Origin of the sequence: Mucilaginibacter sabulilitoris (assembly GCF_034262375.1) — a bacterium.
GTDB classification, from domain to species: domain Bacteria; phylum Bacteroidota; class Bacteroidia; order Sphingobacteriales; family Sphingobacteriaceae; genus Mucilaginibacter; species Mucilaginibacter sabulilitoris.
In genome coordinates, this window is record NZ_CP139558.1 from 3,051,495 (window position 1) to 3,076,257 (window position 24,763).

The window sequence follows — 24,763 nt, forward strand, 5'->3', positions numbered from 1 at the left end:
TTTAATATTTAGCATTCGTCAAAATCTTGTTGGCGATCTGCACATCACTATTCGGCGTCCAGTTAGGAATAGCCACCGTACCTTTTTGCAAGGCATGCTGGTGCGCGGCCATATCCAAAGTCATCTGCGAGGTGGAGGTACGGATCGCCCAGACAGAGGACAGGTTTTTATACTCATTCAGCATCCGGTAATAAGCCATGATGCGCGAACCGCGATCCATGTCAGCCGAACGCGCCCCGTTCAGCCTTTCCTTTAGTTTATCCAGTTCCTCCGTGTACCAGCTATAAAGCCCCTCGGAAACCAGTTTACCACTGACCTGCGGCGAAAGTCCCCCTAAAATAGAAACAGGCGTATAGTTTAGCAGCGGGTTGAATTGCTGCTTATAATACAGCAACCATAAGGGGTCGGTATCCGACAACAGCCCTGACTGCGAGGCGATTTGTGAAAGTGCCGTATTGCGGGCCGTATCTGATTGCAGCTTATAACGGTTATCAATACCATTCATGGTCGCTACCAAACCCAGCCGTTGTGTTTGCTGTCCACTGGCGCTCAAAGGCCGGATGTCTGTTTTATGGTAGTTCGGATCAAACAAACCCCAGACCAGCCAGTAATAAGGATTGAGGCTCAGGAAACCAGCCTTTGGATAAAACTTATTCTGATCCCATTGCTGGAAGACCATGCGCTGGCTTTGGTTATCGACCGCATCATCCTTAATGATGGATTGGGCCTCAGCGGCAAGGAGGCTAAAGCATAAAGTGAAAAACATTAGTATTTTTTTCATGATAAAAATTTTTTTCGATGGTATTCAGCTATCTGCAGATAGCTCATGGTTTTCATTGGTTTAAATATTTAGCGTTGGTAATAATTTGCTGCACGAAGTACTTGTCCTTATTGATAAAGTCCTGCCAAGGGTTAACGGAGGAAATGATGCCGCGCTGTTTGGCCCAATACATCGCACGCCACGCGCCGTAGGCCAGACCGTCTAATATCTGTAAACTAGTCGTGACCTTTTTTAGTAGCTGGTCACGCCCGTAATAATCGGCTAATATATTATCGCCGGATTTCAGTACATAAGCCGATACTTCGCTGACCAGCGCTACTGACCGCACTTTCATTTCATTCGCGATATTGGTCGCAAACAAGAATAAATAGGGGTCGGATTTGCCCAATGCCAGAGCCTGGTTCAGGTAACTGATCATATCGGCGGTAATTGTTGCCATGTACTTGACTTCCAAACCATCCTTTAGAGCAGAGTTCACATTGGACAAACCATTATAGATAATAGTTTGCGCCAGCACGACTGAACCTACATTGGTATTCAGATCTTCGATATTATTATTGATCTTGCCCAAATACTGGTTGTGGGTTTCCTCTGCGCTGCTGCGCACTGCCTGGTTAGCTTCAACGGAGGCAAAGTATTTCGGATCGAAAACGTATTGCTGCGCATGGGCTGAAAGCTTAAAGCAAAAAGCTAAAAGCAATATATAAAAGTGCTTTTTCATTGTTTGAGATACTTCGCATTTTGAATAATGCTTTCAGCTACGTTTTTATCCTGGTCGATATAATTCTGAAAGGGATTGATGGAACGAAGCAAAGAATTCAGGTTGGAATAAGTCAGCGTATTAACGAGGTTGCCGGAAAGCTCCTGTATCTCGGAGAGCTGCATCAGTACATAATCAAATAATAGTTTCCTGTCCGATGCTTTCATTTGGTTCACATCCCCAATGGATAAGGTCAGGCCGGTCACATAGCCGATCAGCGCCTGCGCTTTTTCGACAAATTCGATTTCAGTCTGGTAACCTAAAAAAGCAATCGCCGGGTTCTTTGCGACCAGACTAATAATCTGCGCCTGGTAGCTGACAATCTGTCTGACCTCGGGTGTTGCATGAATTCCGATGTCGGCAATATTGATAGCTGTTCCCAATGTATTGTACCTGTTTTGCAAGGTGCGGTACATATTCTTCATTTTGGTGAGCAGGGTCAGGTTGGCCTGTTCATTAGCTGTTACGGCAGCCTGGTTATTGCGGGCATCGACCTGTTTCGTATGCTCAGACTTGGACTGATCGATTAATTGATGAATACCGGCGATGTCGAGGGTGCTTTGCTGGGAGAAAGCGGAGAACTGAAAGCCAAAAGCACAAAGCAGGAAAAAGGTTAGTTTCTTCATTGCTTCAGGTATTTGGCATTGTTCAATACATCGTTGGCGATCTGCACATCCATGTTCTTCCATTCTTCCCAAGGGTTGAGCGATGCCCAAATGCCGCGCATTTTGGCCCAATACATCGCGCGGCCCATGCCGTAGGCGATACCTCGCAGGATCTGCATTTCAGATTCGATATGGTTTAGAAGCTTCCCGCGTTCCCCCGCATCCATTAAATTATTTCCACCCTTGAGCACAAAGGCGCTGACGTCGGCAGATAAAGTCACGGCCCGCGTTTCAAATTCCCGCGCTCCTTCCTCGGCAAAGAGTAAGAGTACCGGGTCAGACTTGGCGATGATTATCGCCTGGCCCACATCATTCACAATATCCGTCCCGCAACTGGCGATTTCCTTTATAGATGTCAGGTTATTGATCACCGAACCTACCTGACTCAGGCCGGTGTAAATCTTGTTTTGCAGGTCGTTGACAATGACCAGCTGCCCGGTAACCGCCAACTGGCCTTTTTGGATCAGGCTTAAATTATTATTAGTCGTATTTAACTGGCCGTTGATTACTGCGCTATTGACTGCAATGGCAGCCGAAGTAGCCGGGTCAACGACGAGCTCCTGCGCAAAAGCTGCCTTAAAAATTAATAAGGGCAGGAGCATAAGGAAAAGCATTATCGTTTTCATGGTTATCGTATAAAATAGGTTGACCGTTTTTGTTGATGTGGCTGACAAATTGCGCCAGCGTTAATTTGCTGTTATGGAAGTCATCCACAAAAAGATCGAGCGCGCGCTGGTAACCACCGAAATGTTCGATGTATACCTCCAGCGCCGATTTTTCGGGTTTCTCGGTGGAGAAAGTCAAATACTGGTGCAGGCTGACCTCTACACCATAAACTTCACCAACCGCACCCCTGCGGATATATACTTCTTTGAAGCGTCCGCGACCTTCGGTATTCTCCAACTGGTTAATAGAGAATATCTTTTTGCGCTCCGTTTCATTGATCGATAAGAGCGAGGCGATAGCACCGTAATTATCTTTGAACTTGGTTTGATCAAGCAGGCATACCGTATCTGAATTATTGATGATACTGTCTTTCACCACGGCGTTGCCGATAATATCTCCTAATTCCTGGGTCACGACTATGGCCTCACCCCAAAACTTTCTGACCGTTTTATAGAGGTATAAAAGGTACGAAGCCATCAATGGGCTTGCTATCGCTTTCCACGCTTCCTCCACCACAAGGGCCTTACGACGTGATGAACGAAAGCGCATCTTCTGAATGAATACGTCCATGATCGCCAGCGTCACTATTGGAAAGAGGACGCGATTTTCCTTTACGGCATCAATTTCATAGACTATGAAGCGTTCGGTAAACAGCGAAGAATCGGTCGCTTCGTTCAGGATCTGCGCGAATTCACCACCTCTATAGAACTTTTTGAGTACATAGCGGAACTCATCCACATCGAAAGGAATACTTTCTTCCCGTTTGATTTCCGGGATTTTCCAAAGCGCGAATTCATAAAAGCTATTGAAGTTTAACTGATCAATATGCGGCTTGCCTTCGGCTTTCAGTCGTCGCAATTGCTCTTCCTTAACAGCCTGGTGAAACTTTTCATCATAGGCTGCCCGGAACGGATTGGCTTCGTTTGGTGTCAGCGTGTCGCCGGAATGAGTCAGTGCATCGATCAATGCCTGATCATCCCGTGGCAGTTCTCCGGCAAGGTCATTATCCAAAACTTCAATTTCAAATTCCGCAAGGGGTGTAAAGCCGCTGCCGCCCTTCATTTCCTCTAATATCTTTTTGCGAATGGCGAACTGGTCCTTTTTGGAGATCGGCGGCAATTCACCCTGCTCAAAATATTGCAGGTAATATGCATTGATCACATTACTGATGACGTCGCGTTCAACCTGACTGAAAATCCCGTCGGCACCTTTCCAAAGCAGGCCTGCCAGCGTGATCAGGAAGTCCTTTTTCTCGATGTTGAATTCTTCCATGGTAATCTGGAAGGGGTTCATCGTGATCGGCTTTTTATCGGTATAAGTGATATATTTTCCCTTGTAATAGGCGCATAAGCCGGAATAGGAATGGCCGGTGTCCACAATGACCATATCCATATTGAACAACATATATTGCTCAATCAGGCTATTCATAAAGAAGGATTTACCCGAACCGCTTGGCCCCAAGACGAATTTATTGCGGTTGTTGATGCGGTTTGTGCGCATCGGCAGATCGGCTACGTCAATGCCTACCGGTACGCCCTGCCGATCCGTAAAGCGTACCAAAAAATCGGAGGGCTCGTCGAGCGGCATCGACTCTTTCAGAAAGAAACAAACAGCCGCATCACAGGTGGTCAGGAACCAGTCGTAATCTTTAAGTTCCACGGCATTCCCCGGCAAAGCGGACCGGTACAGCTCCAATTGGTTGTACCCGTTCTTGCTTGCCACGATGCCTAAGCTAAAAAGTGCGCTTTCAATAAAATTGGCAGCTTTCTGTATTTTATCCTGCTGTGCGGCAAGGACAATATTAAAATGGCAATTGACCAATAACTGGTTTTCCCGTGCGACATCGTTTAAGAGCAAGTCAATATCCTCGACACACAACGTATTGGCCGGGTCGGGAATACCGGAATGCCGTTTCTTTTTCAGTTCCAGTTTTTTCAGCGTCATAAACTGGCTGGGAATATCGATGACCTGGTTGAAGACAATTACCTCGAAATCGGGCACCCGGAACAAAAAGGAAAGGAAATCTATGGGAAAGCCGCGCAGCGTTTCCTTATCATTCATCTCAATGTGGGTGGAAACAGTGGAAGGTAAATCGACATTGTCGATATTTATCAGCGGGATATTACGAATGGCCCGGTCGCCCATTTTGATCTCGTTATCGTTCGGCGCGAAGTTGTTCAGCACGATATGTTCCGGCCTAAAATCCATCGCAAGGAACTGCATGATAAGCTGATTAAGCTGCTGTTCGGCCAGGATCATAGGTGCCGTCTTTGCGGCAACCAGGATGTCCATGACCTTATCCATTTGCTGACTGAAATCGCGCAGTGCCTTTTTATCAAAGACGTAAAAAGCCCCCTTGCGTACCTGTTTGGTCAGGGTGATGTAGGTACTAACCGAGATATAATCACGCCCTACGAAATGTTCATTGTATTTCTGCTGCAAATACTCGCCACCGTTTTTGAGCGGGTATTTTTCTTTGCTGATCACATCAGATTTTTGCAGCAAATAGCCATCACCCATAATTTTGACCACGTTGATCATCAGCGCATGAAATTCGTCGTAAGCTGCTGAGGCGGCTGAGTAGCGGGTAACCGGGTTAGTGATCTTAATCACCACTGAACATTCGCCGCCTGCGCCAACCAGAATATCGGTGCCGTTATAATGATCGATACCGATGTAGGGAATATTAAAGACTTGTTTTCCTGCCATAACGGGAGAGATTTTTGAAGTTGACCTGGTGAATGAAAATGCCCGTCGGGCGGGCTTTGATATGGAGTCCCTGTTTCTGTTTAGCGGCGATAAAAAAAAGCCCGCCTGCGACGGCAGCGATCAGGACGATCAGGCCAAGCCACATATTGACCAGGGCCATCGTCAATGCGCCCAATACGAGGCCGGCCAAGAGCGAGGCGACGCCCCAATAGATGTACTTGCCTTTAAAACCGCGGTACACAAGGGGTCTTTGCAGCCCCTTGTACACCTGGAATTGCCTGGCCATCAGGTTAAACCAAAGAAGGCTTTGATCACGACTGCGGAAACCACGAGAAACACGCAGCTGCCTCCCCAGCCCATTAATTCTTTATTAATATCCTGATCCCCCGAATTCCACTTGGAATACACGCGGATTGCGCCGACAATGCCGACGATGCCGCCAATCACCAGCGTGACGTTGGTAACCGGGGCGACATAAGTTTTAAGGGAGGATGTTGCGGAGTTTAATCCGGTAACACCATTCTGGGCAAAGGCGGATGCTGTGCCCATCGCAAGGGCCACGGCTGTGGCCCACGTTTTTTTGAGTTTGTTCATATAGGGGTATTAAAAATTGAATGAAATAAAAAAGGCGGCCCCCGAATGACCAGGGCACCGCCGGGGTTATGGAGGGGTATTAAAGAACTTACAAGCCAAACACGCCGCGCAGGAAGGCACCTGCCAGTACCATAAAAAAGGCGGCAAAGAACCAGGCAGCTACCTGCTCGTCGATGCGTGGGTGCCCCATCTGCCAGTTATGGTAAATGCGGACCGCACCGATAATGCCGAACACGGCTGCCAGCACCAGTGAACAGTCCATCGCGGAAAAGAAGGTCGACTGTAAATTTTGCTGAGCCTGCTGCATTTCCGAAATGCCAGGTTGGGCGCTTGCACTCAATGCCAGCAGGCAACAGCAAAAAATCAATAAGCATGCTTTCATATTAAAAGCTTACGGAACGTGTATAGATGATAGCTTCCTGTTTGGCCAGGCGAAAGAGGTCGGTGATCGGCACCCCACCGGAGCCGAGCACTTCATTTTTGTTTGTGGATTTAGCTGGCTGTACAGCTTGAGTCGCCGGCTGAACCGGCGTAACCTGTTCGGAAAAGGTCAGTTCGTGCGGATTTCCGCTAATAGCGCCCTGCCGTTTACTGCGCGCGAGGTCTGCCAGGATAACGATCAGATAATAAAGGCCGTAGCCGCCAGCCAGCCAGAGTAGAAAATGTGTCCAGTTCATGTTTTGAGTTGCTTTAAGAATTGGTCGATAGCCAGCCGCAGTTCCGGGTGTCGTTTTAAGAGTTCGCAGATGGCAAAGGCCATTACCTTGGTAATATCAATGCCAGTGGCCAGCTTAAGCTGGTTCAAGATCACCACTGTATATTCGTCGAGCCGGATGTGCACAAGGCTGTGGTGATCGCTGTTATCATAGGCCCTGATTTGATCCAATATCTCATTGAAGGCCGGGTCGCGCTGCTGGCGATGGATTTTTGGGTTCATAGCTCGAAGTTGGCTAAGTGTGCTTTAATTAGTGATTTGAGTTCGGGGTTCTGATCGAACAACTGCCTTATGGAAAAGCAGATCAGGCGTGTCACCTCTATGCCGGTGGCGATCTTCAGGTGATGGATCATCTGCGCAGTTTGCGCATCCACGCGGGCATGGATCAGTGTCTTGTTGGCGCTGACATCAAGATCACGCATCAACGAAACAATCTCAGGAATATCCGGCGGCTTGGCTGATCGGGGTTTAATCACCTTTACGGGTTTTTCGGGTATATCCGGTTTGGCCATTTTACTCCTTAACTGGTCGGCCAGCGTTTTGATCTCGCTCATAAATAGGGCTGAATAAAGTCTTTAAAAACCCGGTCGAATACCGGCAGCAAAAGCGCCTGCACGTTCACAGGCGTCTGAAAAGTATTGGTACGCTGGAAATCGATCCGGTCGGCAATCGCTTCGGTCACATGCCCTAACTGGTTTAGCTGTTCATTCACATCCGCCTTGATCTCGTACTTGACATTGGCCTTGATGCGGTTGGGAACGAATAATAAATGCACTTCCGGGTTGATCTTCTTTAGTACCAAAGCAAATGGTATCGTGGATTCAAAGCTGAACTCATCATAAGCAAAGGGGCAGATCGCAACCTGTGCTGCTTTAAATACACCGATCAAACCGTCGTCATCCAGCTTACCCGGAAGATCAATCAATACAATATCCTTCGGGTTGTCCCTGATGGTGTCTGCCATCATCGGAAAGTCGGCTAATCCAAAGGCCAATACTTCATACGGCTCGGCATTTTCCAGTATTTTCGCTTTCTCGAATTTTTGGGAAATCGACTGTTGGTAGTCCATGTCCAGCACGGTGACTTTGCATTTTTTGGTTTGCGTCAGGTAATTGGCCAGCAAAAGCGTGAGCGTGCTCTTTCCGGCACCGCCCTTCTGGTTCCCGATGATAATGACCATAAGAATTTGTTTAAGTGGTTTTTTGTGTAGCGATTGCGTTATTAAGGTCCTCAGGAAATCACTGCGCTAAGTCAGCGGAGATTGGTTCTTGCTTTTTTCTTTCGGCGGCGTTTCATCCCTAACACTGCATCATCATCAACGTCTGAAGCCAGATTGATACCGGGTATTGCCGGATGATTCCGTTGTAGATGTTCGCTGCCAAAGTGATTCGCCATTGCTTGCTGCTGGTTTTCGTTGAGCAATTCCGAAGTATTGATAAAAATCCCGCCTGCCGGATCATGCAGGGTAAAGCCATTTTCGTCTTTAATGATGACCAAACCCTGGTGCTGTAACCCCTGTGTCAGATCAGGGTAATTGTACATAGCCGCTTTCAATAATGACGCATAATAGTTCAGCTGATTCCCGTTGTTTTCGTACCGAACGCGTGGGTTTTCTTTTGCAGCGCTTTCTGAAACACGTATGGCTAATAATTCCTTTAAAGGCATGATCTCACCGCCCTTAAAAACATTTTTACCGGAATGATCGATCACGGAATAGCCATAAGGCAGTTTGTCGCCGGAAGCGTGAAATATCAGTTCAACGCCGAATTTGACTTTCATTATAGCAGCGAATTCGGACTGGTAGCCCTTGCGGCCTTTTTCTAAGGCGGTATTATGGACAGCTGCATATTTATGAAACCAGGCTTTTAACTGTATTTTGCGCTGCTGGTCGGCATCCTTAGTTAATCTGTCGATTATTAAAATCGACCCGATGGTTTCCTGTAACTTACCGAATTTGATCACCTCGTACAGCCGATCTCGCTCCCGCAAAATATAGCCCTTGCTTTCCAGGATCATGCGGAATTGTGCCTCTGTAGCAAACCGGAAGGCCAACGCATTTTCAATATCGCTTTTAGCGCTATGCCTGGCATCAATACCCAATACGCGGTTCAGCGTTTCCACCGCTCTGATCTTCTCAAATCGGTCGCTGATCTTTTTACCGGTATGGTCGATGCGCGCGGTCACCAAATGGATGTGGTTATTAGCGGTATCCTTATGAAAGATGATCAGGTAGGGTTGCTTTTCATAACCCATTTGCGCGAGCCATTCCTCGGCGATAGCGGTCAGTTGGTATTTGTCATAAGTGCGGCCTTCGGCTGAAATGACCACATGGAACTGCGGCCTTTTGACATGCTTATTCGTAGCCGATACCATTGCCAGATGGTTTTTATAATCCTCCGGCCGCACATTCATCAGACCCTGCAAAGCACCAAAGTTCGCAACCTTCATCAACTCGCCCTTATTGGTATCAACCTTATCGGTATTATAGCTAACGGCTGGAAAGCCATCCGCAGGCGGCAGAATATGAACGATCATAATTTGTTCTTTGTGAACTTGCGCATTCAGAACTTGTTCAGGAAGGACAAATTCAATGTGAACAAGTAGAGTAAAAACAAATTCAAACAGAACAAGTGCGGTGCGAACGAATTCGCTCCGAACAAATTCGATTTGAACCAGTTCGCTACAAACAAGTTCGCACTGAACTAAGCGCCGGTTATCCGAAAGACTTTACGCAGGCTGGTATTCAACGCCTGCTGATTTTTGAGGTATTGCTCAAATAAAACATTGAACCTCTCAATCACGACCGGCGATAACATCCCACGCTTTTTAAGAATGTTCGCATATTTTGCCAACTGGTTAATGTTATTGCCGCAGCGTCCCATCTCGGAGCCCACCTGATCCAGTAATACGATCAGTTCTTTTGCATTTACGACTAGTAAACCGGCATTACTTAACAGCCGCTGCCTGACGAGCTCTGTTTTCGTCAGGCCCAGTGTTTTCTCCAGTTCGCAAATGATCTGATATTCATCTTCGGTAAAGCGGGTATCAATCTTTTTGATCCTTTTACCGGCCAGCATTTGCCGCCTGCCCTTTGTCCTGCCTCTGCCATTCATAAGAGTAAACGAGTTGCGAGTTTACGATACTCCCTGGTCTTCGCGGAGGTACGGAGCGAAGTCCAGGGCAAGATTGCGACTGGCTGGCAAAAAACGAGCGGAGCGGTTTTTTGTCTGACAGGAGCACATCTTGCAAGGGGAAAAACCAAAAAGGAACTTGTTCGCTTTTCAGCGGTTGAGCTGATAATTGGTTTGTTCTGCTACGATCAGGTCGTTGTAGTCATTATAATTTGCATAGATGTCGCTACGGTCGGAGGCCCAGGGAATTTCAGCGGTAAATTGAGATGTGGCATTACGCCCCGAGGGATCGTTGTCGAAATATAAATTGACTTCCCTGAAGTTCTGCGCTTTTTCGATGCCTGCCTGAAGAAGGGAGAGCGAATTCAGTACGAGCACAGTGTCCGGTGCGAACTTGTTCTCTGTGAGCCAGCTTAAATAGTTGAAAAATCCTTCAAATACGGCCAGCCGCTTTTCAGAATTGGGAATAAAGCTGATCGCTTTGTGCCCAAGGCATCCTTTGAAATTCACATTGCGGATCTCCCAGGCTCCCTGTTCGTTTTGCCAGCCAGCCGCGAAGAACTTGCTCCGCTTTTCGGCGTCATCTTCTACATAATAGTAAATTTCCTTGAGGCGGCCTTCTGCGACACTACTGATGCCCCGGCTTTTTAAATATTGCAGGATGGCGGCATTGTTGCCAAGCTCCTTGATGTCGAGTATTTTGTAATGGGGTTCCTTTTCAGCCAAAGGTTGCCTTTTATAATTTCGTGCAGTGCCTGAAGCCGGGATCAGACCGCCGCAGGTCTGAACTATTTTTTCCAATACTTCGGGAAAAGACGCGCCTTTCCAATATTGCAAGGCAAAATCTATAATGTTGCCGCCTTTTCCTTCGCCGAAATCGAACCAGGTGCCCTGTTTGTCATTCACGGAGAAGGAGGGTACAGTATCCGAATCGCGCAGCATACTTAAATAGAGCTGTTCATTGCGTACACGCTTGACCGGCTCATATCCCAGGTGCGTTAACAGGTCAATAAGGGAATAATTTTCTTTGATCTCTCTGGCCGTCAGGTGTTGATTTTCCATAATTAAGGGCATAAAAAAAGGGGCACGAGGCCCCTTCAAATTAACTATATATGTTGTTCGGAACTACTCACGTCGTATTCTACAATACGGCCTCCCGGCTGCCAATGCGCGTTCGCTTTGTTGATACTATCTCAGCTTCGCAAAATTTCCATTTCTTAGGTGGATAATGCTTCGTTCCCCGATGTCAAAGACCGTAGAATCAGGAGAACTTGTTCTTGCCTGATCGACGGTACAAAGGTTCGGAGAGGACAGATTTTTACCGGGCTCCTTAAAGGGTTGGACCCTAAGATATTTTATAATTTATTGATTATAAATTGTTTGTATAAGCTATTCCTGGTTGGCGCTTTTCCTCATTGTAAGAATAGAGAAATCAGCCTCATGCCGGAACTTGACAGAAGAGCAGCGTTACTGAAATATATTGCGATTGATGATCGTCAAGTGTTCAAAATGAAAACGCAGAAAGTTGTTACAATTGCCTGGAACTAATGCAAGATGGATAAAGTCGATATTGCCGAGATATTAAATTATGTCGACGCCGATCATCGATAACAGATATTTATATTGTAAAAGGACTGGAGCATCGTTGATACGGTGCGAGGTGCTATACATTTTGGATTTTGTTTATTATATATTTTGCCAGGAAAATGAGAAAACGATAATGACAAATTCTGGCAAAAAACTGACGATGCATTGATGTCTTGCTGTGTCTTTGAATTAACTTTAAAGAAAATTTATGGGTGGGTAAAAATAGCCTAAGTTGCTGCCGCGACCGGTATTCTTTCGACTGGTAGTCCGGTTTTGCCCTCTGCGATTATGGCGCTTTGCGCCATAATCATATTGCCTGCCATAAAGTTTTAGCGTTTTTGTCGGTTTCCCGGCCTTGCACTTTTTAAGTGCGATAAAGAACGTTCAGGCCTCGTAAAGATAAGCGATAGTTTTTCATTTGCAAGGGCGTGTGTGTGGTTGGTTTTCCGGTCGGGGTTGGCCGGGTTGGTGGTGGATCATCTGTTACAGCGAAGGTAGCCTCCGAAGCCAGTGCAGTAAAGGGACTTTCGCGGCATAAACCCGCAGGCATTACCCGCAAGGCCTTTTATTCCAAGTTCCCTTGACTGCCCCGTCTTCTTCCGCTTTTGGTTGCTTAACAGAAGATCACCTGAACCCCTGATAATCAGGAAAGCTTAAGCGGGTGGAACTTTTTAAGCGCATCTTTCAGGTCCTCCAGGTTATTCGTTTTATAACGTTCGGTGCTGCTGATGTAGCGGTGGCCCGCCATGTATTGAACGGTCCGCAGGTTCTTTTCTTTCAGCCATTCCGTTATCACGCTTTGTCTGACCTGCATCCCATGCTTATACTTCGGGTTGATCTTGCGCAAAGCATAGTTCAGGTGTAAAAGGCTGTTTTTGATATCATCAAGGCTATTCATACTGATAAAAAGACGATGGATGTCTTCTGCAGCCTTGTAACTGTCGGGCTTTCTGCCTGGACGCTCGGCCATGCGTTCAGCCAATATGTTAGGGCGGATCACTAACAGGTATTCCTGCAAGTCCAATATCTGATGAGGTTCGAGGCTAAGCAAGCGGCTGTTCAGCCTGCCTGTTTGTGGAACGTGTATTTTGCCTTCCCGAAGCTTCAGGTGTTCGGCCCGCAGGGTTTGCAGTTCGTCCCTGGTCAATGCCTGGTAGACCATTAGGCCGATCATCACTTTATTGCGGTGAGTACGTTCATCGGTTATGGCATAGCTTTCATAAAGCGCATCCAGTTCGGGTTTGGTTAGCAGGTCATGGGGAACATGCCGGATCGTACCTTTCAGGATAATACCCGCCGCCGGGTTATGCGCAGCTTGTCCGGCCTGCGCAAGCCATGTGAAGTAATACCTGATCGCCAGCATCACCCGGTTGATGAGCCGTATGCTATAGCCGTTCTGTTTAAGTTGATCTGCAAACTCCAATACATCGGCATGGCTTACCTGCGTAACTGCCAGGCTTGCTTCTTCCACCCATTCCAGGAAGATGCCCGCATAGTTGCTGTTTTGCCGGATATAGTTTTTGGCGTATTGCTCCTGCTGTAAATAGGTTTGGTAACTATTTAATGCCGCCTGTACAGCTGGGGCAAACTTATATTTGATCATGTTTAAGGTGGGTATAGATCTGCGTGGTTTCCATGCTGCTGTGCCCTAAAAAGCGCTGGATCTGTTCTAAGGCCATACCGGAATGCAGCAGGTGGCTGGCAATGCTGTGGCGCAGCGTATGCAGCCCTGCGGGTTTCTTTATCCTGGCTATCGCCTTTAGCTTTTGCAGCCGTTCGTAAGCCATGTGCCCGCTTAACCGCGTGCCGTTAACGTTCAATAACAAGGCATTCTCTTTTTTATCAAGCGCCAATAGCGGTCGGCCATACAGCATATAGTTTTCCAGATCGGCTTTAGCAGCTCCTGCCAGTGGGACATACCGCTCTTTATAGCCCTTGCCTTTGCGCACATATACCAGTTCCTTATCTAACAGGATATCTTTAACATTGACATTCATACCCTCGTTTTTACGCAGGCCACAGCCGTAATACAAGGCAAGTATAGCCTTATCCCGCATACCCAGCGTATCATCTTTTGTGGCTTCGTATAAACTGCTGATCTCTGCCAGGCTAAGAACGCATTTCACGTTGGAGCTTTTACCTTTGATGCGCAGCTTTACCGTAAAGCTTTCCTGCCCGCTTTCTGTAAGGTAGCGGCTGAACTTGCGGATCACCTGCAAGTGCTTGCGGATATAGTTCAGGCTGATCGCTCCGGCTGCCGTTTTGCTTGGCCGCTCGTGCAGGTGTTCCATGTATCTTTTTAAGTGCTCCTGCTGTATATCATGAGGGCGGTGGCAGTTATTTTCTTGCAGCCAGATCAGGAACTCGGTCAAGATTTTAGGCATATCGCGCGGGCTGCTCGGTTCAAAGTTGAGGATGCGCAGCCATTGGGTAAAGCCTGCCTGCAGGCGGATATAGAGCGGATTATATAGTGTCCCTCGCATTTTCCGTTAGTCGTGGGTTACTGCATCCTTTGCGCTGATCTGCTGCATTTTATGTAACCCATTAAGGCTTTGGGTCACTGGTGGGATACGGGTTACTAACCGGATGTTTTCCAGGATCGATTTAACCATGCTTTGCGCGTCATTGGCTAAGTTCTCCAGGTCGTTCCAGCTTTGTATTTTATACTCAAAGCCCTTGTAGCGGTTGCCACGAGCGATTTTGATATAGCCCATGCGTTCCAGTTCATACAGGTACCGGCCTAAGCTGCTCGGGCTTAGCCGCATGGCCGACCGGACTTCCTTGCTGTAAAAGGTGTCGGTATCCTGTTCTTTGAGGTAGGTTTTTAACCTTTCAAAGAAAGATCGGCAGGCATCGTTCAGCTCGTCGCTCTTTTTTAGCAGGGTGGTTTCCAGTAAGCTGAAAGCGGCCTGTATATCTTCGATGGTCGTTTCAATGTACTGTTCTCCTGTGTCCTCGTCCGTTTTCAGTTCCCTTTGATACTGGTGATAATAGGTAATGGTTTCGGTGAATAACAAAAGCAACAACATGGTACGGCGCGGCTTAAAGACAGCTTCCGGCAATTGCAGGTATGGGGCATAAGGGTTTTTAACTGTGACTGGTTTTAACATGCGCTGCACGTTCTTCAATTGCTCCCTTACTTTCTTTTCTGCTAACTGGTCGATTAGCCCGGCGCTTATTTTACGCTGGTAATCCATGATCTTCATATCCTGTTCGGCGCTGCCGTCCATATACAGCAATATGCATCGGTTGGCGTTGTCTTCGTACATCTGCTCCCTTGTAGTGCAACCGCTGATGCAAACAGGCCCTTCCACATGCAGGGTGATGGTTTTCGGGTTGCCCTTACTGTCTTTGAGGGTTACCGTTTTGGATATTCTGCGCTTGCTTTGCAGTTCCCTGATCGGGTACAGCACGTCTTCTGCGCCATCCATATCTTCGAGCAACAGCAATTTGTATTTCAGTTCATCTTTGCCGAAGTAATAAAAGGCGTTTACGCTTAGCGTGGTGATTTCCAGCTTATCTTCTTCGGGGATCAGTTCGCCTACTTTTTCCTGCAACCAAGTCTTGCCGGTGCCGCTTGCGCCCAGGCATAGCAGGTGCAATGGCGTTTCACGGGTACGGGAGGTGTAGATCAGGTAAGCGATCAGGGCATTGGTTTCTTCGCCAACAATACCGCTTTGGCCGATGGCCTGCTTCGTCCGTTCCAGCAGATTAGGGCTTTTCAGGTAAGCCATGGCAGTTTTGCGCTCGGCTTCGGTTAGCAGTTTCTTTTCCGGCTGCTTGGGCTTCATGGCCTCTAAACGCTCTGCCCGGTATTGCTCTAAGGCGGTAGTTAGTCCGGTTATGGCCGTACTGATCTCACGGGTGCCGATGTCTAAGGCATCTGCTGATTTCTCGATCAGCTGCTCGGCCTGGATGCTGTTGTACAGGTCTAAGCTATGGCGAAAGACGTTTTGCTTATCATCGGTACACACCAGCTTCAGGGTTACCTTCAGCCGGTCAAAACCGGTTAGTTTAATGCCGCCCAATACCGTGATGTGCAATTTGCCATCAAGATAAAGCAGCAGCTCCGGATTATCTGTGATAAGTTTAGCCGTTTTTTGCATCGCAGATTAATGAGCATTTTTATTTTATAGGATGCAAATATATTTTATGAAACTATAATATACAATGTTTTAAGTTTTTTTTGAACTGTTTAAAGTTAATATTGATTTTCAATCATGCTTTTTAGATACACCAAAGGATTTTATTGTACTGTTTAAGGTGTGTATATTTGAGTACTGTTAAGAACGATATGAGCACATTTGGCAAACGATTAAGAGAATGCAGGGAAGCAAAAAAGCTTTCTCAGCAAGACTTGGCTAAGCTCATGAAGACCGTACATACCGTTATCGGCAAGTATGAACTCGATAAGATGAAGCCATCAATTGAAGTAGCAAGCAGATTGGCTAAAGTGCTTGACACAACCGTCGCCCACCTTATCGGAGAAGTTGATACTACCAACGTACTGAAAGACCCTGCGATGCTGAAACGATTAAATGATCTAAACGAACTTTCCGACCCGGATAAGGACGGTATTTTATATGCGCTCGATGGGCTGTTACGTGATGCAAAAGCTCGTAAAGCTTACGGTCGTTAAAAGCAAAAAGCCCCTTTCGGGGCTTTCTTTGATGTTTTAGTGAACTAATTCCCTTTTGTTTCAAAAGACACCAATTTCCAGATTCCTTTTCCACAATCATATTCAAACACTGCTTCCGAGCCACCACCATTACGGAAGCTATAGTTGTGTTTTTTGTACGTGATATAAAAATCAATAATAGTAATCTTTAACTTGTTTGTATTCAACGCAGTAAGTACTTTCCAAGCGTAGATACCATTCGAAAGAACTTTTCTATTTCGGTCATCATAAACGCTCATCGCTTTAAACTTACTGGACGATGGCAAGTAATCTAATGGCAGATTCTGTTCATTTAACAAATACAAGTTCTCAAGGTAATATGTATTAGTTTGATTTTTAGTGGCTTGCTTATATTGATTATACTTGATATTTATTGCTGAATCAATCATTGCCTTATATTCATCTTTACTTGTTTGTGCATGAACTGCCAAAGTGATGACTAATGCAATTATTACAAAAAGTGCTTTTTTCATGTTTATTGCTTAGGTGTTACGAAATATTTTTGAGGGATGGTCGCCATAACACCGGTATTGTTATAGATATAAACGGTTCCATTCCCCCTTGAAAATACATAATTAACTTTACTTCCGCTGTTCCCAACATCTCCCCCCACATTCGACGGCGCATGCAAGAATGAGCCCGAAGTAGTCGTACCACCTAATGTCGTGCCTCCAAAAGGACTGCTACCCGTTGATGACACTGTTTTCGTTCCGCTTGGATGTGAGTGAAAAGTTGACTGAAAGTCAAAACTGGCAATATCAATATGAGCATTAGGGTTAACCGTTGGGTCTGAAACAGGTCCGGGCGGCGATTGGCTTACGGTACCATCAGTCTTGATAACACCACCATACTCCCTGTTGTTCGCATCGGCAGTACCACCGTTACCGTTATCCTGATTCACCACATCAACCATTCCTTGCCGGGTAGATGCCTTTCCCTCAATTTCGACACTGTTTTTATAAGCGATGTCATTAGCCTCAAAAGCGGAAGTATTTCCATTATTGTCTTTAATAAACTTCTCGGTCGCTTTCTTATCATCCTTTGATATACCAGCGGACGGCGCGCCACTATCGAATTTTTTATCAGTAGTCTTGATCACATATACCTTTCCGTCATCCTTACCGTCGCTACCTACTTTTTTTCCATTCTCATCAAGGAAATCCCCAGGGATCATGCCATCCTTATCGATAAATCTTAATGGATTGTTATAAGAATAAGCGTATGTTGACCACCTTCGGGAAACTTCTGCCATTGGATCGACACTCGTAAACCTCCCAATTACCGGATCATAAAACCGCGCGCCATAATCGCAGAGGGCAAATCCGGACTACCAGTCGAAAGAATACCGGTCGCGGCAGCAACCAGGGCTATTTTTAGTAATGCATCCGGAATAACTATTAGTTAAAAAAACAATCTCTTTTACGCTCATAAAATTCTCTCTTTCAAGTGGCAAAAAGTTTACTGAAATTCTAAAACCAGCATTTTATTGAGCAATAATAATCAAATAATTGATCTACCACGAATTTCTGTCACGGTACCGTAAATAGAACGTATTGTAATCGATATTAATTTTATCACAAGTGATAAAATTATAAATTGGAAGTCTTTTTAAACCATCTTAACACTACTAATATGAAAACAAACATTAATTTCCAAAAAGCAAGCTTTAAAGACTTTGAAAACATACCCGACTTAAATGCATTCGAACGGGCCCAGGTATTCCATGAATTCACTAATTACATGGAGGAAAACGGACAAATGAATTTCCGATTCATGACCAGCAAAAACGGTTGCGGCCCGGAAATGTGGGTTACCTCCCCATTTAATAAGATTCCCAAAAAATGTGTAAGCCTGGTATCCAATGACTATCTGAACTTTACCCAACACCCAGCCGTAAAGTTAGCAGCAATTCAGGGGATCGAAAAATATGGAACTGGTGCCGGTGCATCCCCTCTGATTGGCGGGCATCACGATTACCATGAAATGCTGCAAACAAAAATTGCCTCTTTTTTTGGCAGAACGCCAGATTCGGCATTGGTATTCACAACCGGATACACAGCGAATAGCGCTGCGTTATTGGCAATTCTCAAAAAAGAGGATGTGGCAATTTTAGATATGGCAGTCCATGCAAGTGTTTATGAAGGATGTAAAGAAACCAATCTGAAAATGTTCCTTCACAACGATCTTGATTCGCTTGAACGAATCTTGAAAGAGTCTCAAGATAAATTCCGCACTAAGCTGGTGGTAATAGACGGCGTTTATTCTCAGGACGGCGATATCGCTAAAATGAAGGAAATACTCGAATTGACAAAGAAATACGGTGGATTCCTAATGGTTGATGATGCTCACGGGATAGGTGTCATTGGTGAAAATGGCCGGGGGGCAATTGAACTATTTAATTTACTGGATAAAGTGGACATTATATCAGGGACTTTAAGCAAGGCATTTGGGCATATTGGAGGTTTTGTTGTGTCAAATCGTGAGATGATAAACTTTTTAAAATTTCAATCAAGGCAGCAGGTATTTTCATCTACATCGACTCCCGCAGCAGCAGGTCTGCTAAAGGCCATTGATCTCATTGACGAAGAACCTGAATGGAGAACGAAGCTTTCCGAAAATATAAGGTATTTTAAAAAGGGACTTACAGATTTGGGGTTGAACATTGGTAACACCGAATCGGCAATAATCCCCGTAAAAATTGGTGATGCTCATAAAACAGGTGATGCAGGTCGACTACTACTGGAAGCAGGCATATATGCTAACACCATTGTTTATCCTGGCGTAGCAAGAAAAAATGCCCGAATAAGAACAAGCTTGATGGCAACACACACTCGTGAACATTTAGATAAAGCTCTTAATGCGTTTGAATATGTTAATCAAAAGTTGCATATTTCCAGTATTTAAATACTCGGCATGGCAAAGAAAACCTACAATGGGGCAAAGAACAGTAAAGAACGTTCCATGCAAAAGCTGATTGAAGCAGTTGGCTGTATCATAAGAACGAAAGGTTATACAGGCTTAAATGCCTTAAATATTGCAAAGGTTGCTGGACTCAACAGGTCATTGATTAATCTGTATTTCGGAAGTTTGGATAACCTGGTAGAAGCTTATGTGCGTAAAAAAGATTATTGGGTTGAGGCCTCCGGAAATGCTGGTGAATTAATGGCAGAAAATAAAACCCAGGACACGCGAAAAATATTGGAAACCCTCCTCATTAATCAGCTTGACTATTTTTCAAAAGAGGATGAAATGCAAAAAATCGTACTTTGGCAAATAAGTGAGCGAAGCAAAATAATGTTTGAAATTGCCGAAGAACGTGAAAAATTAGGTGAGGCGTTTTTTGATATGGCCGATCCGTACTTTGCAAATACAGACGTTGATTTACGGGCGGTCGCTGGTTTGTTGGTGGGTGGCATTTATTATATGGTTTTACATGCCAAATCAAATGACAGCCTTTTTTGCCAAATTGATGTTAATTCTGAGGATGGATTAAATAGGATGAAAAAAGCAATTAGCGAAATCTTAACTGATACATACCAAAGGGCAGAAAAATCAAAACAACATTCTTAATTGATCTAATTATGAAAATAATTGAATTATTTAATCAAATCAATTTAGGCAGAGAGGAAATTGATAAAATATCCAACGAAATTGAGGTTCACAATTCGAAACATACTGGAAAAAAGATTGCCAAATTAAGTTCTGAGGCAAATATTGATACAATAAATATACTGCAAATGCCCTTTATTGGCAGGGCGATAGGAATTGCAAATGGTACCAATTATTTGGATAATGGCAACCTCTATCCATTGTCAATCGATGAAAATGCTATGCGATATGCGATGGAAAATTTGGATAGATTTTTTAGGCGTAGGAAAGATAAAAGTATTAGGTAGTTATCCTTTGCTTTTATTAAGAAGTATTTCAACCTTATCACGCTCACTTCTAAGTAAGCTTTCATAGAGTTCTATTACCTTTTCAATCGGATTGTTAATTTGGGTGCAATCTCGAGGATTTATCCAGGCATTACCTGCAGTACTGCTATCGTGAAAATTGATGCTATAGAGGATTGAGTCATCATTAAAGTTTTTTAAACCGGCCGTGGTAACGCCCAAAACGTTAGCTATTTCCTCAACGCGACTATCATCTACCGACTCACTTTGTTCAATTTTGGAAACAGCTTGCTTTGTTATCTTCAAAGAATTCGCAACATATTCTTGAGTAAGACCACGTAGTTCCCGTACCCCGCGAATTTTTCTTCCAATGTGTGGTTTCTTTTCTTGAATTTCTTGTTCCATATATCAGGCCGGTTATTAGTGGTTATTTATCTTTGATTTTTTAAAAGTTCGTTTTTCTCCCTTTCACTGTTTAACAACCTTTCATAGAGTTCGGCTATTTTTTCAATAGGATTAAAAACAAAATTATTGGTTGCATTATCCTTAATCTCTGTGTTATAGAAATTGTATTGATTATTAATATGATAGGTTAAATTTTCCTCGTCAAAATTTTTAATAGTTTCCGGCGTAACGCCTAAAATTTCTGCAATTTGATTTAGAAGACTGTCTTCAATTTCATCCTGTTGCTCAATCTTAGAAACCTGTGGTTGCGATATACCCAACTTATTAGCAAGGAACTCTTGTTTGATTCCTCTGAAAACACGGATACGTTCAACTTTCTGTCCCATCGATAAGGGCTTTTTCGCAAATGTTTGATCTTCCATTAAGTAAGATTAGGCTTTAAAGTTATAAAAATCAACCAACATATAATAATAGTCAACCGATTAATTTTCTCACTGGTGATAAAATTGACCACCTTCGGTTAACTAAAAATATGCGCAATATAATCAATAGCCAGCACCAACAAGCAAGACTTTTTACAGACTTACTGCATCTTAATGTTGACATGATTATTTACTCAGGGATTTTAACGCCGGTTTTTTTCATAACGGCTAATGGGCAGCTGGCGTATGGCTTTGTGCAACACAAAGCCATTTCTTATCCCTTACAAAATCCCATAAAAAACATTATCTGCTACCCGGAATGAATACAGGGAAACGGCAGCCCAAGATCAGTTTTTAGTTAATTCGCGTTTGCCGGCTGCCGTTAATTTTTTGTTTTAGTCGCTCATCTCAATAATTGCCTTACTTCATGAAAAAATTAACGATTAACCTCGTAATGGCTGTCTTTTGCCCAAAATGGCCTTTACTGAAACCAAAAATACCTGGGGCGCTCATTTTGATATTCGGACTTTTGATTGTCCAACCAAGCTATTCCCAACAACTCAAAATTCGTTCAATATCCGGAAGAGTATACTCAGCTGATGACCATACACCGCTCCCCGGAGCAACGGTTGTGGATAGCAAAACAGCTAAACTAACTGTGACCGATGCTAACGGAAGATTCAAAATATCGAGTACCGATACCAGCGGCATTCTAAAGATTTCCTTTATAGGGTACAAATCTGTACAAGTCGGATTTGGGAATTCTAACCTAAACGATTTGACCATTTACATGATCTCCGATGCTTCAGTCCTCAAAGAGGTCATCGTTTCAACCGGCTTTCAAAAATTGCCTAAAGAAAGAGCGACAGGATCATTTGTACAAATTGACAGCGCTTTAATAAACCGGCGTGTAAGTACAGATATTTTAAGCAGACTTGAGGGCGTTGTACCAGGCTTGCTTTTTAACAGGAACTCAGTCAGTTCAGCAAACGGGTCAACCGATATTGGTATTCGCGGGCATAGTACGCTCTTCTCAAATGACCAGCCGCTGATCGTTTTGGATAATTTCCCCTACGATGGGGATTTGAATAATATCAATCCTAATGATGTAGCCAGCATAACAGTATTAAAGGATGCCGCTGCCGCGTCAATTTGGGGCGTCCGCTCCGGAAACGGGGTGATTGTGGTTACCAGCAAGAAAGGGAAAATGAACCAAAAGCTGGCTGTCGAATTCAATTCCAATTTAACCATTGGTCAGAAGCCAAATTTGTTTTATGACCCCAACTTTCTTAATGCCAATGATTTCATCAACATAGAACAAACGCTTTTTTCAAGTGGGTTTTACAACAGCGCACTGAGTTCAGGCTACCAGGTTGTTTCGCCCGTTGTTCAAATCCTGGCGAACCAGCGCGCAGGAACGATTTCCGCAGCAGACGCGACCGCTCAAATTAATGGATTAAGGGGGATCGATATCCGGGATCAGCTTCAACAATACTTTTACCGAGCATCGGCTGACCAGCAATACAACCTGAATTTTCGCGGCGGCGGCACGAACAGCGATTATTTCCTTTCGCTGGGGTATGATAATGATTTAAGTAACCAAGTGGGCAATTGGAATGACCGCATCACTATTAACAGCAGTTATAACTTTTACCCGATTAAAAATTTACAGCTATCTGCTGGACTCTTTTACACCAAAACCGATAGCAAGGAAAATAGCCCATTAATGGGTATAAAAAGTATTAATGGTAAAAGTCAGGTGTATCCTTATGCCCAGATTGTTGATGCCAGCGGAAATGCGTTGCCGATTGTACATGGCTATGCCCAAAGCTTTATTAACAGCCTCGCAAATGCAGCCTATCTTGACTGGAATTACCGGCCATTGGATGAGCTACATAGTGCAGATAACAGTTCCGGATCATTTGATAACCGGATCAATCTCGGATTAAAATATACGCTGCCTGCCGGATTGAGCGCCGAACTAAAATATGTTTTTGAGAACACGGAATCATCATACAATAATTATTATAGTCAGGACACCTATTACGCCAGAAACCTGATTAACCAGTTCACACAGAAGAATCCCGACGGTTCATTATCCTACCCCATACCTGTTGGCGGCGTATTACAGCAATCCAATGCTTCGCTTAACTCCCAGCATTTGCGCGGGCAGTTGAATTACTCCAAAGATTGGAACCAAAAAAGCTTTTTTACAGCAATCATCGGTTCCGAATGGAGTTCCACTGTGAATAAATTGAATGATCCGACAACTGCATACGGTTATAATAAAAACACCGCAGCTAATTATTCCAACATAGATTACCTCTCTTATTATAGCCTGTATCCGCGAGGAACAGGGTCGATGCAAATCCCGAACGGTCAAGGCTTTTCTCAGACCACGGATAATTTCATTTCTTATTTTTCAAATGCAGCTTATACGTATGATAAAAAATATACTTTATCAATTAGCGGGCGAATAGATAAATCCAACCTGTTTGGCGTTAACACCAATCAGAAGGCGATACCACTATATTCAGCAGGGCTTTCGTGGGATATCGGCAAGGAGAATTTTTATAGGGTATCATGGCTTCCCGATGCCAAATTCAGGCTGACTTTTGGATACAACGGCAATATCAATAGAACCGCGACAGCAGTCACCACTTTGAAGGAATTAAGCAACGCCTATTATACCGGTACTCCCTATAATATCATCGCCAATCCCGGAAATCCCAATTTGCAATGGGAAAAGGACCGGATAATAAATTTGGGCTTTGACTTTGGCTCGAAAAACCATGTGGTAAACGGGACGATTGAGTTTTACTTCAAACAAGGTGACAATCTATTTGGAAGTACCTCATTGCCTCCATCCACCGGATTCAGTTCATTTTTTGGAAATACCGCAAGCACGACCGGGCATGGTACGGACATTACCATCAATACACGGAATATTTACCATACTAATTTCAAATGGCTGACTACATTTTTGTATAGTTATGCTTTTGATAAGGTAACGAAGTATGGCGTCCAGTCAACACTTACATCATACCTGACACAAGGTGATGGCAATACCGGTGTAATTACACCATTGATCGGCGCACCGCTGTTTGCCATTTCCAGCTTTAAATCAGGGCCACTGACCCATAACACCGGCGATCCGCAGGGTTACCTCAATGGACAATTGAGCACAGATTATTCCAACATCATCAAGAATACATCCATTGGCGATCTGCTGTACAACGGCCCTTCAAGACCTACATCCTTCGGATCGCTCCGAAACAGCTTCATTTACGATGGCTGGTCACTTTCCTTTAACATGGTTTATAAGCTTGGATACGTTTTCAGGCGATCATCAATACAATATGGCGCGCTGTTCAACAACTGGCTGGGCAATAAGGATTTTACGAAACGCTGGCAAAAGCCAGGTGATGAACTGAATACCTCAGTACCTTCTATGGTACTACCACTGGTCAATGACAACCGCGACTTCTTTTATACTTTTTCTCAATCGTTGGTTGACAATGGCGGCCATATCAGGCTTCAGGATATCGCGCTGAGTTATGATCTCACAAAATCGCTTTGGAGGAACTCTCCATTTATCAATTTGAGCATTTATGGGTACGTAAATAACGTGGGTATTCTATGGAGAGCAAATCACGACGGCCTCGATCCGGATGTGTATTCCCTTGCAGGTGGCGGCATGACCAGCCTGCCTCTGCCGCGAACCTATTCAATTGGTCTCAAAACGAATTTTAAATAA

At 44.6% G+C, this 24,763-nt stretch carries 26 protein-coding genes and 1 pseudogene; 5 read left to right on the forward strand and 22 right to left on the reverse strand.

The annotated features are described in order from the left end of the window. Position 1 precedes the first annotated feature (1 nt). The 18 genes from SNE25_RS13135 to SNE25_RS13220 all read right to left on the reverse strand — a co-directional run bounded on the left by SNE25_RS13135 (position 2) and on the right by SNE25_RS13220 (position 15,714). Complete coding sequence (locus SNE25_RS13135; RefSeq protein WP_321565559.1) at positions 2-781, reverse strand: hypothetical protein; 780 nt, start codon at positions 779-781, stop codon at positions 2-4. A 52-nt stretch (positions 782-833) separates the two neighbouring features. Next, on the reverse strand, positions 834-1,502 hold the full coding sequence (locus SNE25_RS13140; protein WP_321565560.1) for a hypothetical protein: 669 nt from the start codon (positions 1,500-1,502) through the stop codon (positions 834-836). Continuing rightward, on the reverse strand, positions 1,499-2,167 hold the full coding sequence (locus tag SNE25_RS13145) for a hypothetical protein (RefSeq protein ID WP_321565561.1): 669 nt from the start codon (positions 2,165-2,167) through the stop codon (positions 1,499-1,501). Before SNE25_RS13145 ends, SNE25_RS13140 begins: the two co-directional genes overlap by 4 nt. Then, positions 2,164-2,832 (reverse strand): hypothetical protein, encoded by a 669-nt coding sequence (locus tag SNE25_RS13150; protein WP_321565562.1) that lies wholly within the window; start codon positions 2,830-2,832, stop codon positions 2,164-2,166. Before SNE25_RS13150 ends, SNE25_RS13145 begins: the two co-directional genes overlap by 4 nt. Continuing rightward, positions 2,783-5,581, reverse strand: a complete 2,799-nt coding sequence (locus SNE25_RS13155) for a TraG/VirB4 family ATPase (protein WP_321565563.1) — start codon at positions 5,579-5,581, stop codon at positions 2,783-2,785. The genes SNE25_RS13150 and SNE25_RS13155 overlap by 50 nt, the downstream gene beginning before the upstream one ends. Next, positions 5,559-5,867, reverse strand: a complete 309-nt coding sequence (locus tag SNE25_RS13160; RefSeq protein ID WP_321565564.1) for a plasmid transfer protein — start codon at positions 5,865-5,867, stop codon at positions 5,559-5,561. The genes SNE25_RS13155 and SNE25_RS13160 overlap by 23 nt, the downstream gene beginning before the upstream one ends. Continuing rightward, positions 5,867-6,175, reverse strand: coding sequence for a DUF4134 domain-containing protein (locus SNE25_RS13165; protein WP_321565565.1), 309 nt, complete (start codon positions 6,173-6,175; stop codon positions 5,867-5,869). Before SNE25_RS13165 ends, SNE25_RS13160 begins: the two co-directional genes overlap by 1 nt. Before the next feature lie 88 nt (positions 6,176-6,263). Then, positions 6,264-6,557, reverse strand: coding sequence for a DUF4134 family protein (locus SNE25_RS13170; protein WP_321565566.1), 294 nt, complete (start codon positions 6,555-6,557; stop codon positions 6,264-6,266). A gap of 1 nt (position 6,558) precedes the next feature. Continuing rightward, on the reverse strand, positions 6,559-6,852 hold the full coding sequence (locus tag SNE25_RS13175; RefSeq protein ID WP_321565567.1) for a hypothetical protein: 294 nt from the start codon (positions 6,850-6,852) through the stop codon (positions 6,559-6,561). Continuing rightward, positions 6,849-7,112: a hypothetical protein gene (locus SNE25_RS13180; protein WP_321565568.1), complete on the reverse strand. Its 264-nt coding sequence runs from the start codon at positions 7,110-7,112 to the stop codon at positions 6,849-6,851. Before SNE25_RS13180 ends, SNE25_RS13175 begins: the two co-directional genes overlap by 4 nt. Continuing rightward, positions 7,109-7,444 (reverse strand): hypothetical protein, encoded by a 336-nt coding sequence (locus SNE25_RS13185; protein ID WP_321565569.1) that lies wholly within the window; start codon positions 7,442-7,444, stop codon positions 7,109-7,111. The genes SNE25_RS13180 and SNE25_RS13185 overlap by 4 nt, the downstream gene beginning before the upstream one ends. Further along, positions 7,441-8,070 carry a ParA family protein gene (locus tag SNE25_RS13190; RefSeq protein WP_321565570.1) on the reverse strand — a complete coding sequence of 210 codons (630 nt, stop codon included), beginning with the start codon at positions 8,068-8,070 and terminating at the stop codon, positions 7,441-7,443. The genes SNE25_RS13185 and SNE25_RS13190 overlap by 4 nt, the downstream gene beginning before the upstream one ends. A 71-nt stretch (positions 8,071-8,141) precedes the next feature. Next, the gene (locus tag SNE25_RS13195; protein WP_321565571.1) at positions 8,142-9,425 is read right to left on the reverse strand and encodes a relaxase/mobilization nuclease domain-containing protein; all 1,284 of its coding nucleotides are present in this window, start codon (positions 9,423-9,425) and stop codon (positions 8,142-8,144) included. Between the two features lie 167 nt (positions 9,426-9,592). Continuing rightward, complete coding sequence (locus SNE25_RS13200; RefSeq protein ID WP_321565572.1) at positions 9,593-10,003, reverse strand: plasmid mobilization protein; 411 nt, start codon at positions 10,001-10,003, stop codon at positions 9,593-9,595. 168 nt (positions 10,004-10,171) lie between these two features. Continuing rightward, positions 10,172-11,083, reverse strand: coding sequence for a toprim domain-containing protein (locus SNE25_RS13205; protein WP_321565573.1), 912 nt, complete (start codon positions 11,081-11,083; stop codon positions 10,172-10,174). Between the two features lie 1,168 nt (positions 11,084-12,251). Beyond that, positions 12,252-13,211, reverse strand: a complete 960-nt coding sequence (locus SNE25_RS13210) for a tyrosine-type recombinase/integrase (RefSeq protein WP_321565574.1) — start codon at positions 13,209-13,211, stop codon at positions 12,252-12,254. Then, a complete protein-coding gene (locus tag SNE25_RS13215) occupies positions 13,198-14,091 on the reverse strand; it encodes a tyrosine-type recombinase/integrase (protein WP_321565575.1) in 894 nt (297 codons plus the stop codon). Before SNE25_RS13215 ends, SNE25_RS13210 begins: the two co-directional genes overlap by 14 nt. Positions 14,092-14,097: 6 nt before the next feature. After that, positions 14,098-15,714 carry a hypothetical protein gene (locus SNE25_RS13220; RefSeq protein WP_321565576.1) on the reverse strand — a complete coding sequence of 539 codons (1,617 nt, stop codon included), beginning with the start codon at positions 15,712-15,714 and terminating at the stop codon, positions 14,098-14,100. 167 nt (positions 15,715-15,881) lie between these two features. On the opposite strand from SNE25_RS13220, the gene SNE25_RS13225 reads away from it, so the two are divergent. Continuing rightward, positions 15,882-16,247, forward strand: coding sequence for a helix-turn-helix domain-containing protein (locus SNE25_RS13225; protein ID WP_321565577.1), 366 nt, complete (start codon positions 15,882-15,884; stop codon positions 16,245-16,247). Between the two features lie 44 nt (positions 16,248-16,291). On the opposite strand, the gene SNE25_RS13230 is transcribed toward SNE25_RS13225, so the two are convergent. Continuing rightward, entirely contained in the window at positions 16,292-16,759 is a 468-nt protein-coding gene (locus SNE25_RS13230) for a hypothetical protein (protein ID WP_321565578.1), read from the reverse strand. Positions 16,760-16,761: 2 nt separating this feature from the next. Beyond that, positions 16,762-17,589, reverse strand: a pseudogene (locus tag SNE25_RS13235) (RHS repeat-associated core domain-containing protein); the annotation flags it as partial. A gap of 329 nt (positions 17,590-17,918) precedes the next feature. Between SNE25_RS13235 and SNE25_RS13240 the strand changes: the two are divergent. Genes SNE25_RS13240 through SNE25_RS13250 form a run of 3 tightly spaced genes read left to right on the forward strand, consistent with a single transcriptional unit; the run spans position 17,919 to position 20,182 of the window. Then, positions 17,919-19,190 (forward strand): aminotransferase class I/II-fold pyridoxal phosphate-dependent enzyme, encoded by a 1,272-nt coding sequence (locus SNE25_RS13240; RefSeq protein WP_321565579.1) that lies wholly within the window; start codon positions 17,919-17,921, stop codon positions 19,188-19,190. Between the two features lie 9 nt (positions 19,191-19,199). Then, positions 19,200-19,856 (forward strand): TetR/AcrR family transcriptional regulator, encoded by a 657-nt coding sequence (locus SNE25_RS13245; RefSeq protein ID WP_321565580.1) that lies wholly within the window; start codon positions 19,200-19,202, stop codon positions 19,854-19,856. Between the two features lie 11 nt (positions 19,857-19,867). After that, positions 19,868-20,182 carry a hypothetical protein gene (locus SNE25_RS13250; RefSeq protein ID WP_321565581.1) on the forward strand — a complete coding sequence of 105 codons (315 nt, stop codon included), beginning with the start codon at positions 19,868-19,870 and terminating at the stop codon, positions 20,180-20,182. On the opposite strand, the gene SNE25_RS13255 is transcribed toward SNE25_RS13250, so the two are convergent. Further along, entirely contained in the window at positions 20,183-20,584 is a 402-nt protein-coding gene (locus SNE25_RS13255) for a helix-turn-helix domain-containing protein (RefSeq protein WP_321565582.1), read from the reverse strand. It lies immediately after the preceding gene. Positions 20,585-20,610: 26 nt separating this feature from the next. Then, positions 20,611-21,006: a helix-turn-helix domain-containing protein gene (locus SNE25_RS13260; RefSeq protein WP_321565583.1), complete on the reverse strand. Its 396-nt coding sequence runs from the start codon at positions 21,004-21,006 to the stop codon at positions 20,611-20,613. 427 nt (positions 21,007-21,433) lie between these two features. Here SNE25_RS13260 and SNE25_RS13265 point away from each other — a divergent pair, with 427 nt between their 5' ends. Continuing rightward, complete coding sequence (locus SNE25_RS13265) at positions 21,434-24,763, forward strand: SusC/RagA family TonB-linked outer membrane protein (RefSeq protein WP_321565584.1); 3,330 nt, start codon at positions 21,434-21,436, stop codon at positions 24,761-24,763.